The organism is Paenibacillus sp. HW567, assembly GCF_000374185.1.
Classification (GTDB): Bacteria; Bacillota; Bacilli; order Paenibacillales; family Paenibacillaceae; genus Paenibacillus_AQ.
The window spans coordinates 4,428,948-4,440,579 of the sequence record NZ_KB910518.1 but is presented as its reverse complement, the minus strand read 5'-3'; the positions used below and the strand labels follow the sequence as shown (position 1 = coordinate 4,440,579).

Below are 11,632 nucleotides of genomic sequence, written 5' to 3'. Positions count from 1 at the left end.
ATGGAGGGAGCCGACAGATGAGTGAATGGAGTAAGCAGGACCGGTTCAGAGCCATATTATCCGGAGAACGGGCGGATCGTCCGATTGTCAGCGGATGGCGTCATTTTATTGACAAAGAACAAAATGCAGAAGATTTGGCGGCAACAACGATTTCTTTTACGAAAAAATATGATTGGGATTGGGTCAAAATTAATCCAAGAGCGACCTACTTAGCTGAGGCTTGGGGAAATCAGTATGACTTTAAGGATTATCAGACCGTATTTCCCAGACAGATGACGACGGTTATTCCTACGGCCGATCATCTGTGGGATCTCGAGGTGAAAAAGGCAACCCGGACACCATCCCTGCTGGAGCATTTAGAGGCGGTCAGAAAAATCCGTCAAGGGTTACCTGACACCCCGCTAATCCAAACGGTATTTTCGCCATTAACGGTGCTGCTGTTTATCGTAGGGCGTTCCGCTTATGTAACAAAAACTGTGTTTGGCATTGACCAGCCTGTTACTTTGGAATCATTGTTCAGAGAGCATCGGGCGGCAGCGCATCATGCATTACATGTTATTTCATTAACCTTAGCCGATTATGTGCAAGAGCTGCAGCAAGCGGGTTCCGATGGTTTGTTCTATGCGGTGACCGGTACAGCACATCCGGGATTATTTGATGAGGCGATGTTTGACGAGCTGTCCAGACCCTATGATTCTATTGTCCTGGAGGCCGCAAGCTATGGCAAAAACATCCTTCACACCTGCGGAGCCTGTTCCCAGCCTGAGAAATTCAACGATTATCGCATAGACGGGATTAGCTGGGATACGGTGGCTGAAGGAAATCCGGGACTAGAGGCAAATCTCAAGGCTACCAAGGTAGGCGGGGTTGATCATGAGTTGTTTGCAGTAAATGATATTGAACAAATTCAAAAGCAGGCAAAAGAAGCGTTGGCGTTAATGAAGAACGAGCCGTTTATTCTCTCGCCAAACTGTGCAATTCCGTTAAATGTAACCGATGAGGCGTTAGTGCAACTAAAAAACATAGTATTAGAATAGGAGATGAAGGTAATGAAAAAGTTATTGTTAGTGATGATGATAGGTGTTCTGGCGGTGCTCACGGCTTGCGGCAATAAGGAAGCGGAAAGCTCCGGAGACAAGAAAAAAATCACTGTTGGCTTCGGTGTCGGAACCTACGAGGAGCAATTCCGTCAATCCATTCTACCGATACTGGAGAAAAAAGGCTACACCGTTGAATTTAAAACCTTCTCGCAAAACATGCAGGTTAATCCGGCGATGAAGGAAGGCTCCATTGACGCGAGTATATTCCAAAGCACAGCTTACATGGAGGCAATTAATAAAGAAATCAATGCAGACATGGTTGGAATTGCTTATGTGCCGGGTGCCCCGCAAGGCCTTTATTCCGTAAATCATACTACGCTGGACGATGTCAAAGATGGTACAACCGTAGCTGTTCCCAACGATCCGGTTAACCAGGAGCGCGCACTTCGCATTCTGGAGGAATTGGGCTGGATCAAAATTAAAGAAGGCGCAGGTGTAGCTGACTTCAACATTAACAGCATGGAGCCGGATAAGTATAAAATTGATATTAAAATATTGGACCCGGCACAAATTCTGGTTTCACTTCAGGATGTTGATTATGGTGTAGTCAACGGCAATTACATTGCGAATTCTCCGGACAGAAAGATTACGGATGCACTCAAAATTGAAAATACGCCGATGCAGCACAGAATCATCGTATCGGTTAATAAAAAGGATGAAGATACCCAGTGGGCCAAAGACTTGAAGGCTGCGTATGAATCCAAAGAATTCGAAGAATACATCCTTGGACAAGAGAAATATGACGGCTTCATTCTGCCGGAAGCATGGAAGAATAATTAAGTAGGGAGTGAGCTTAAGTGACCAAGCAAAGGATTCATTTTATTGGCGGAGGACAGATGGCTGAAGCGATCATTCGTGCATCTATTGCTAATAATACTCTGTCTGCAGACCAAATCAGTGTGTCGGATATTAACGAAGCGCGTCTTCAGTTGTTGAATACAAAGTACAGTGTAGATACGGGGAGTTCGCAGGAGGAAGGCCTGTCTACAGCAGAGCTGATTGTAGTTGCAGTTCGTCCACAGGATGATTTGACTGCACTCGGACAAATTGTTAGACAATTCGCTTCACCTGCTGCCGCAGTCGTATCTATTGTGGCGGGTGTAACGATTGTGCAGCTTGGGAATTATTTTGGAGCTGAACGTCCTATTATCCGGGTAATTCCCAATACGTTGACCGATACGGGATATGGATATAGCGGTGTAGCCTTGAATGCATTTGCTGCCCGTGAGCAAGTGGAGAATTTCCTGCTCGGGTTCGGCAAAGTACAATATCTGGATGAGTCTTACATAGATATCTTCACTGGGTTCGGTGTGGCTGGACCTAACTATATCTATTATTTCATTGAATCTTTTGCGGATGCTGGTGTACTCGCCGGACTGCCGCGGGAACAGGCATGGAAGGTAGCGCTGGAGAATGTGATGGGAGCGGTTGTGATGCTGCAGCAAACAGGCCTGCATCCAAGACAATTGCTTGATATTAACAATTCACCGGGTGGTGTCGGCATTCACGGCTTGTATGAACTCAACAACAGTGATTTCGCGGCCGGACTGCAAAGAAGTGTTCTTGCAGCCGTAAAGCGGACTACTGAGCTGGGAGTGAAGAAATAATGGCAACTCTGAAGTGGGATCATTTAGTACATTATGTCAATGATCTGGATCAGCCGGTTGAAATCTTCGGAGAGTTTGGTTTGGTTGCTTTTAGAGGAGGATCTCATAAGGATTGGGGAACCTATAATGCCTTAAGTTACTTTGGGCTAACCTATCTTGAGTTCCTCGGCATTGAGAACCTGGAATTAGCGAGAGCAACTGAGCACAACGTCGTAGTGAGGGATGCAGTGACAGTTCTTCCAGAGCATGAAGTCTTAAGCAGAGTGGTGCTCCGGACGGATGATATTGAAGCAATTGAAGCTTCCTTGAAGGCAGCAGGTTTAGCACTATCTCCTATCATTGATGGCAGGCGCCTGGATAACGAGGGCAGATTAATAGAGTGGCGGATGATGACCATTGACGGCGGCTTTCAAGGACTGGTCTATCCGTTTATCATTCAATGGAACGGGACGGATGCGGAGAGATTGGAACGGTTGACGGCATCAGGAATCATTCAGCCCCATCCTGCGGGAACTGCTGAAATCGTGAGAGCGGTATTCCACGTCTCCGATCCTGCCGCCGCCGCCGGACATTGGGGAGAGCTGTTTGGACTTCCTGTTACAGAGTCAGGGGTCAATATCTTCACTCTTACGATTGGAGATAAGACCTTTGATTTCGTGCAAGGGGACGATAATCAGTTCAAGCAGGTCATTTTTGAGACGGATTCCGTAGCATTAAAGGGAAAGACGATTCATATTGGTGAAGGAGAATATGTTTTCGTATAAGGGAATGATCTTAATAAAACAAAGAGGAACATCCAAACCGCAGCTCATGAACGAACTGTGTTTGAATGTTCCTCTGTTATTTTTAGGCGTGATAGAATTGGAACCACTTGAAGTCAAACTGGCTGCCGGGCAGGAATAAGAAGGTTACCTGCTGCATGCCGCTGATGGGCGCGAGAATAAACTCCCGTTCCGTGTAGCTGTCGGAGCCTGCAAACTCCACTAGCTGCTTGGATTCGCCTTGCGGTCCGCTGAACAAGAGGGTAAGTGTGTTGTTCGCGAGTGGAGAACGTCCGCAGATGACCAGCCGTGAGCTTTCTTGTCCGCCGAAGTCCATCCCTTCAAAAACAAGCGAAACATTGTTGCCGATGCCTTCGATGGCCGTCTCCGCAAGAGAGAACGAATCGCCGTAAATCCGGCTGTTCTCCAGAGCGCCCAGGCGTTCATAAGCTTTGTACTTATAAACAAACTGAAGACCCTTCAAGTGAATCTTCCGCCGCAGGACGAAGGATAAGGAAGTGACTCCTGTCAGGCGTCTCGGCAGCTTGTAGGTTTCTTCCTGATACACATTCCATTGCGACGGTTTCTGGTAGGTGACAATGGATAGCAGCTCAGCGCCCGTGTCTCCGGGAATACCTTCCCATATTTCAATTGGAAACTCTTCATTATCCAGCGAGAAAATAGGCAGAATGATCTCATCCGCTCCATAGTCGCCGAAATCCAGACGTTCAAAGCTGATCAGGCTCTCGCCCTCCCGGGCCGTAGCGACTCCCCGTTCATTGCCGTTCGTCAGGTTCCGGCTGGCGCTGCCATGATAGCCGGCAGAGACGAATTCATAAGGATTCAGACAGGACTGACCGAGACCGCTGAGCCTGAACTCCATCTGGGAATATAGACGAATCCCATCCGCTCCGTTAGCAATACCGCATCGGATATAGACATCTCCATCCCCCAATCCCGTAATCACGGCCTCATGGCCCTTCACCTCAATGGAAGCTGTATTGGCATCAATCCCCGCCGCATTGGTTACCCGCCACTGTACATCCTGATAGGTGGCATTGCCCGGGTGGAGCTTGACGCGGACTGGAAGGGAAGGGTGATCCGGCGTTAGATGATTGCCTTCCGGGCAGATGATTTCCAGCTTGCGTACAGGGATTTCCAGTTCATCCGGGTTAGGCGTAGTTTCTCCATATGCAGGTTTCGCTTCCAGAGGAGAATCGGCATACAGAATCAGCTCATCTTCTGCGGAGCTGCCCGATTGGTGAGGGACGGCCTCCAGAATAAGTTTTCCTTCAGCGAGATCTGGTGAGGAGCAGCGCAGGGTGATCGGGCCAGCCTCATGGGTGCTTGCAATCACAGCCAGCAGCTTGCCGCTGAACAGCCGCCGGCTTGTTCCTTTGTATGGATCGTAATCGGTACTGTCCCCGTTATCGAGGCCAACCAGACGCCCTGGTCCCTCTACCGTCAGATGAACCCGGTTATTGGCGTTCTCGACCCGGTGTCCCTTCTGATCAGCCGTGGTGATGGTTACGAAGATCAAGTCGGAGCCGTCCGCGATAAATTCCTGCTTGTCGGGCGTGAGTACTAGAGATGAAGCATCTCCAAAAGAGGAGATACGGTCCGCCGCAATCACATTACCTTGTTCATCGTAGGCAACGGCACGAAGGCTGCCGTGCGAGTAAGGAATTTGCCATTCTCCAAGCAGTTTCTGGCCGTGGACATGATCAATGTCGAAGCTGCCTTGGGATACCTCATTCAAGAACAATTCAATCCGCGGCGCATTGGAGCAGACACGCACATCAATTAACTGCCCCTCTGAGAAGTCCCAGTAAGGAAAGATGTGAATCATGGGATGAGTCCGGTAATCCGTCCATTCGGCTTGATAAATGTAATAGGAGTCCTTGGGGAACCCTGCCGTATCCAATTGTCCGAAGTAAGAATTTTTGGTGAAATAAGGCGTCGGCTCGCCTATATAATCGAAGCCGGTCCATAGAAACTGTCCAAGGGAAAAGGCCGCATCCCGGTCTGAGATAATGCAGCGCTCTGTGCTTTTTGCTCCCCAGCTTGTGGAGCTGTTACCCAGCGCCGAGCACTGCTCATCATCGTCTGCCAGTACTGACTGGGCCAGCGGGAAATGATAGATGCCTCTGCTCTGCACCGTAGAGCAGGTTTCGCTGCCGTAGATGAACCAGTCGGGATGCTCCTGATGGTGTAGCTCATAGTATTTCTCTGCATAGTTGTAGCCGGCGACCTTAACAATGTCAGCGCATTTCTGCGCATTGTCCCAAGGCATGTAGTTGGAGCCAATCGTCACGAAGGCGTTGCCCCGGGGATCGTGGACCAAGACCTCCTCCTGAAGCTCCCTGGTGACCTCCTGGCCCCTGGCATCTGCGTGAGTATCATAAATTTCATTGCCGATGCTCCACATCAGCAGGCTGGGGTGGTTGCGGTCCCGTCTCACCCAACTGGCAACATCCTGCTTCCACCACTCGGGAAAGAAACGGGCGTAATCATAGGCAGTCTTGTGGCGCTCCCACATATCAAAGGCTTCCGAGACAATCAGCACGCCCATTTCATCCGCCAGCTCCATCAGTTCTACCGCAGGCATGTTATGGGCGGTGCGTATCGCATTTACCCCCATCTCCTGCAGCAGGACGAATTGTCTGCGCAGTGCTGCCTTGTTGACGGCAGCTCCCAGGCAGCCCAAATCATGATGCTGGCAGACTCCGTTCAGCTTGACATGCCGGCCGTTCAGGAAGAAACCCTTCTGACTGTCCAGCTCAAAGGTACGGAACCCGAAGGTCCGCAGCTCCTCGTCAATCACCTCATCCCCGGCCAGAAGCTCGGTCTTCAGCTTGTAGAGATGGGGGTGGCTGATATCCCAGAGCAATGGCCGTTCAACCGCCAGAGAAGTGCAGTCTTGTGCGGTCAAGTCGCTGTCCTTCAGCGGAGTAGCGGATTCCGCATGCGTGATTACCGTTCCGTCAGCATCCAGAATGCTGTGGCGCAGCTTCAGCCTGGAGGCTTCAGTATCTTGTCCGAGCCTCAGCTCCGTCTCTACATTCACCGACCAGGCGTCACCGGCAGTGTTCCGGGGGGCGATGTAAATGCCATCCGGGGCGATATGGGTGAGCGCAGAGGTGATCAGCCATACCGGGCGATAGATTCCTGCCCCCGAATACCAGCGGGAATTGGGCGACTCATGAATAACGCGCACATAGATGATATTGTCACCTGCCGTCAGGTACGGAGTAATGTCAAATTCAAAGGTGGAATATCCATATTTCCAGGTGCCGGCTGCATGTCCGTTAACGTACAGCGTGGAGTTCATATAGACTCCCTCGAAGCGGAGCGACAGGCGGCTTTGAGACGGGATTTCATCTAGCGTGAGGGTTTTACGATACCAGCCTTCACCATTCTGATAGAGATTATGAGTATCGTAAATCAGCCAATCATGGGGCAGGGTAACCGGCATCCAATCGTTACTGGCCGCTGCCTTCGCCAACTCGGTATGAAGCGGCTGCTTGCTGAACTGCCAGTCGCCGTTGAACTTTCTTTTGGTGCTCATGGATAAGCTTCCTTTCTGTTCCGGAGTATAGGCTGAAATGTTCTCAGCGGACGTACTTATTCAGGGTGGACCGTACGGCGTTCGGCCCGGCGAGCATTTCGGCGAACATATCTTCAATCTTGCCGCCCAGTCCAATGACATATAAATCAATGCCGAATATGGCTTCATCACTCAAAATGGATTGCACCGCTGCGGCCTTATTCCTGTCGCTCCCCAAGGAGACTCCCGCAAGGCGGGCTTGCAGCGATTCCAGCAACGGGTCAGGACTGGGGGAGAAGGATCTGCCTTCATCGTCCACCCCGAGCAGGTAACGGCACCAGACGGCGATGGCAAGCGGAATCGCAATGAGCTGCGCCGGATCGAGATCGTCCCGGCGGACATACGATTTGATCGTTTCACCGAAACGGATGCCGACCTTCTGCGAGGTATCCGTGGCGATCCGCTGCGGTGTGTCGGGGATGAACGGGTTGGCGAACCGTTCCTGCAGCACCTCATCCAGAAATTGCTTCGGACTCAGGATGCCGGGATTGACCACAACCGGCAGGCCTTCCGTATAGCCGATAATCTCTACGAATTTGCGCAGCAGCCCGTCCTTCATCTCATCGGCAATCAGAGTGTAGCCGAGCAGACAACCCGAAACTGCCAGCGCCGTATGCAGCGGATTAAGGCAGGTGGTGACCTTCATCGTCTCCACCTTATTGACCGTGTCGCGGTCAGTGAAGATGATGCCAGCCTCCTCAAGCGCCGGGCGGCCGTTCGTGAATTTGTCCTCAATAACCAGATATTCGCTGATTTCCGCATTTACGAATGGAGCGGTATAGGTGTTTTTGGAGGTGACGATAACATCCATCCCGCCAATCCCTTGTTCCAGCAGCGCCGCCTGCACCGTTTCGGACGGGCGCGGTGTAATTTTGTCGATCATGGTCAGCGGGAAGGTGATCTTGCCCTCATTTTCAAGATAGGCTACAAATCCATCTTCGGCTAAGCCTTTTCCAGCCCATTCTCTGGCGATGGTAAGGATGCCGTTCTTCAGCTTGTCGCCATTATGCGAGCAGTTGTCCATGCTGACAAAGGTCATTGGGTATTGGCCTTTCAGGTAACGGCGGTAGGCCAGCGAAGCGACGATGCTCATCGCATGAACAGGCCGCTCCGGTCCGTTCTCAATATCCTTCTCGACGATACCAAGATACTTGCCGTTTGGCCCTGTCAGGGAGTAGCCTTTTTCAGTAATGGTAAAGCTGGCCATCTGCAGGCTGGGATTCTCGAATACTTCAGTCAGACGAGTGTAGTCTGCCTCGCGGTTCTGATCTGCGGTTATTCCCTCTGTAATGCTGCTGATCACTTTCTTGATAAATTCGCCGCGCGCATTCATCAGCACAAGCAGGGTTAAGTTATCGTAAGGCTTGTATGCCTTGTCGATCATCTCGAAATCAAACGTTTCCGCTGCGATAATACCGGTATTCGCTTTGCCGCTGTCGAGCAGCTTCTGGTGGGCGTTCGCTACAAATCCTCTGAAGATATTCCCCGCGCCGAAATGAATCCACTCCGGATTCAGCCGTGTGTTCTCCGCCACCGCCTCAAAATCGAACTTGGGCAGCTCTACGCCCGCAATCTCCCAAGCTGATCTGTCGGCAATACTGCTTCTGCTCAAGTGCAGCATTTTAGTTCACCCCTTTGGCATTCTCCAGGCTGTCCCAGACGCCCAGAAGATACATGATGCCCATCGCTCTGTCGTACAGTCCGTAGCCCGGACGGCAATTCTTCTCTTCACCCCATAAATGTCTTCCGTGATCCGGGCGCACATAGCCGGTAAATCCATTCTCATGGTAGGCCTTGACCACCTCAGGCACATCTACACTTCCATCCCGGCCGCGGTGCGAAACCTCGATGAAATCGCCGTTCTCGAATACTTTTACATTGCGGATGTGGGCAAAATGAATACGGTCATGGAACTCGCGGATCATCGCCGGCAGGTCGTTATCAGGATTAGTGCCGAGCGAACCCGTACAGAAGGTCAGTCCGTTGTAGGGGCTGTCGACCATGTCCAGGAAACGGCGGATCGTATCGCGGCTGCGGATAATACGCGGAAGACCAAAGATCGGCCAGGCCGGATCGTCAGGGTGGATTGCCATTTTGATATCGACTTCTTCACACACCGGAATGATGCGCTCCAGAAAGTATTTCAGGTTCGCGAACAGCTTCTCTTCCGTTACATCGGCGTAGGCTGCGAACAGCTCATCCAGCTTGGCCAGCCGCTCCGGCTCCCAGCCCGGCATCGTGAATTCTCCGGCACCCTTCAGAATCCGGTCGACCATGTCGCGCGGGTTGTTGGTAATGGCAGCCTTTTCATAAAAGAGGGCGTTCGATCCGTCCGGCAGCTCCTTGTACAGCTCTGTGCGGGTCCAGTCGAAGACAGGCATAAAGTTGTAGCAGATGACCTTGACGCCGACTTTGGCCAGCTTGCGGATCGTGTCGATGTAGATGTCGATATACTTATCGCGGGAAGGCAGTCCGATTTTGATATCGTCATGAACGTTAACGCTTTCCACAACAGCGGTGCTGAAGCCCTTGCCCGTAATCTGGTCCGCGACCTTCTGAATCTCTTCCATTTCCCACACTTCGCCCGCCACCTTATGATGCAGCGACCATACGATCCCCATTACGCCCGGAATTTGCCGGATATGGTCAAGGGTAATATTATCGTTTCCTTCGCCATACCATCTCCACGTCATATTCATCGTCTGTTCCTCCTCTGGATAGATCATGTATACAAAATATACATCTCTGGATTACAATAAAGGTAGTGAAGACAGGTTTGTACACCCAAAGGTAATCAATAATTTGAAATCTTGTATACAAGATTAATTTCAGCTTGATCATAAGATACGGGGTTACCTTTGTCAATGCAAATCCGCGTGAAAAAAAGCACAGAAAGTGGGAAGCGTCTATGGCTTTCAAAAAAGAAATTATGAACCAGCTAAAGGATGAAATTCTATCCCTACAGCTCAAGCCGGGGACCATTATCAGCGAAACTGCGCTCTCCGAGCGTTTTCAGTTGTCCCGTACGCCAATTCGCGATATCCTCAAGCAGCTCTCACTGGAGGATTACATTCATATCTATCCCAAAAAAGGGAATGTCGTTTCCTATATTGACCTGGAGTCGGTGGAGCAAATCATATACCTGCGCTATACGCTGGAAAAAGAAATCATGAAGGAGCTGACGCGCGGCATCCCGCTTAAGGACCTCCATGAGCTGAATGAGCTTCTTCTCCGCCAGTTGCACTGCATAGATGAGCCGGAGAACACGGAAAGCTTCCTCAAGCTGGACGATGAATTCCATAAAACCTTGTTCGTTCTCGCGGGCCGGGAATTTCTCTGGGGGCTAATTCAGCAGTTCAACGTGCATTATATCCGCTACCGCAAGCTGCACATGCTCAGACAGGACAAGCTGAAGGAAATCCACCAAGAGCATCAGAGCCTGCTGAATTATATCGTTCAGGGACAAAAAGACAAAATAGAGGAGCTGCTGCACCACCACTTGCGCTCAGATATTAATTTGACTGATTTTCAGGAGCCGTTCGCGCAGTACATCAAACAGTGATATTACGGTATTCGCGCGGAGATTGCCCGTACCAGCGTTTAAACTGGCGGCTGAAATGGGCGATATCCCGGTATCCCAGAATGCTGGAAATATGGCTGATGGACAAGCGTAAATCATCGAGAAGGAGCTTGGCCTCATGAAGCATCTGCTCGGACAGAAAAACCCTGGGCGACATGCCGTACACCTGCCGGAACACTCTGTTGCAGTGGGATACGCTGATTCCCAGATCGGATGCGATATCATCCACACCATCACGTCTGTCGCTCGGGCTGTCCGGTTTGAAGCGCTGGTACACCAGCCCTTGCAGCCGGTTGTGGATCAGGTGCGCCAGTTCTACCTTCTCATAGGTGGACGACGGGAAATTCTCCTCTAGAGAGAAGGCTTCCCAGAGCTGTCCCAACAGATCGAACACTGCGGATTGCAAGCGCATGCGCAGCAGCATGCTCATATCCTCCGTAATCTTGGTAGTGATCTCCACCAGCTTGCCAAGAACAGGCCCGAGTTGCTGAGTGATTGCACTGCCGGACTCAAACAGCACATGATCCAGACGGCTTAACAAGGAGTTCATGATTTTATCGTCAATGTCAAAATGAATGCAGAAGTAGGTAAAAGGCTTGTTGCGGACACTTGTGCTGGAATGAAATTCACCGGGGCGCAGCAGCACCAGGTCTCCGGCCCGCTGCAAATACTGGCGGTGATTCACGGTGATCAGTTGCTCGCCTTCAAGCAGGTAGTTGAATTCGTATTGCGGGTGGGCATGAGTGGGGTAATCCCATTCTCCGCTCACTTTGCGGATATGCATGCCGAACAGATTAAGCGTTGTTTTGATATCGGGGATGATCGTTTCACTGATGCTCTGCGTGGCCGCAGGCGTGATAAAAGAAGAAACCATACTCTGACCTCCCAAGTGTTGTACAGGCTGGAGAAACAGGGATCTCTCTTTCCGTAGGGCGGAGAAGCCGTCTCACCTTGCAGTATATCAGGCTTCAGCCTGA

General features: G+C 50.9%; 9 protein-coding genes. 5 read left to right on the top strand and 4 right to left on the bottom strand.

Annotated elements, in window-relative coordinates; translation table 11 throughout:
- The first annotated feature begins 17 nt into the window (after positions 1-17).
- From B212_RS0119615 to B212_RS0119600, 4 genes are read left to right on the top strand one after another with little or no spacing between them, the layout of a single operon-like run.
- Positions 18-1,037 carry a uroporphyrinogen decarboxylase family protein gene (locus B212_RS0119615; RefSeq protein ID WP_019912720.1) on the top strand — a complete coding sequence of 340 codons (1,020 nt, stop codon included), beginning with the start codon at positions 18-20 and terminating at the stop codon, positions 1,035-1,037.
- Between the two features lie 12 nt (positions 1,038-1,049).
- On the top strand, positions 1,050-1,880 hold the full coding sequence (locus B212_RS0119610; RefSeq protein WP_019912719.1) for a MetQ/NlpA family ABC transporter substrate-binding protein: 831 nt from the start codon (positions 1,050-1,052) through the stop codon (positions 1,878-1,880).
- 17 nt (positions 1,881-1,897) lie between these two features.
- A complete protein-coding gene (gene proC, locus B212_RS0119605; protein WP_019912718.1) occupies positions 1,898-2,707 on the top strand; it encodes a pyrroline-5-carboxylate reductase in 810 nt (269 codons plus the stop codon).
- Positions 2,707-3,471, top strand: a complete 765-nt coding sequence (locus tag B212_RS0119600) for a VOC family protein (RefSeq protein ID WP_019912716.1) — start codon at positions 2,707-2,709, stop codon at positions 3,469-3,471. The genes proC and B212_RS0119600 overlap by 1 nt, the downstream gene beginning before the upstream one ends.
- Positions 3,472-3,553: 82 nt before the next feature.
- On the opposite strand, the gene B212_RS0119595 is transcribed toward B212_RS0119600, so the two are convergent.
- From B212_RS0119595 to uxuA, 3 genes are read right to left on the bottom strand one after another with little or no spacing between them, the layout of a single operon-like run.
- Positions 3,554-7,036, bottom strand: coding sequence for a glycoside hydrolase family 2 TIM barrel-domain containing protein (locus B212_RS0119595; protein ID WP_019912715.1), 3,483 nt, complete (start codon positions 7,034-7,036; stop codon positions 3,554-3,556).
- A gap of 43 nt (positions 7,037-7,079) precedes the next feature.
- On the bottom strand, positions 7,080-8,696 hold the full coding sequence (locus B212_RS0119590) for a mannitol dehydrogenase family protein (RefSeq protein WP_019912714.1): 1,617 nt from the start codon (positions 8,694-8,696) through the stop codon (positions 7,080-7,082).
- A gap of 1 nt (position 8,697) precedes the next feature.
- A complete protein-coding gene (gene uxuA / locus B212_RS0119585; RefSeq protein ID WP_019912713.1) occupies positions 8,698-9,774 on the bottom strand; it encodes a mannonate dehydratase in 1,077 nt (358 codons plus the stop codon).
- Positions 9,775-9,983: 209 nt separating this feature from the next.
- Between uxuA and B212_RS0119580 the strand changes: the two genes are divergently transcribed.
- A complete protein-coding gene (locus tag B212_RS0119580; RefSeq protein ID WP_019912712.1) occupies positions 9,984-10,637 on the top strand; it encodes a GntR family transcriptional regulator in 654 nt (217 codons plus the stop codon).
- Here the strand turns inward: B212_RS0119580 and B212_RS0119575 are convergent.
- Positions 10,627-11,529 (bottom strand): AraC family transcriptional regulator, encoded by a 903-nt coding sequence (locus tag B212_RS0119575; RefSeq protein ID WP_019912710.1) that lies wholly within the window; start codon positions 11,527-11,529, stop codon positions 10,627-10,629. The two genes, B212_RS0119580 and B212_RS0119575, sit on opposite strands and share 11 nt — an antisense overlap.
- Positions 11,530-11,632 lie beyond the last annotated feature (103 nt).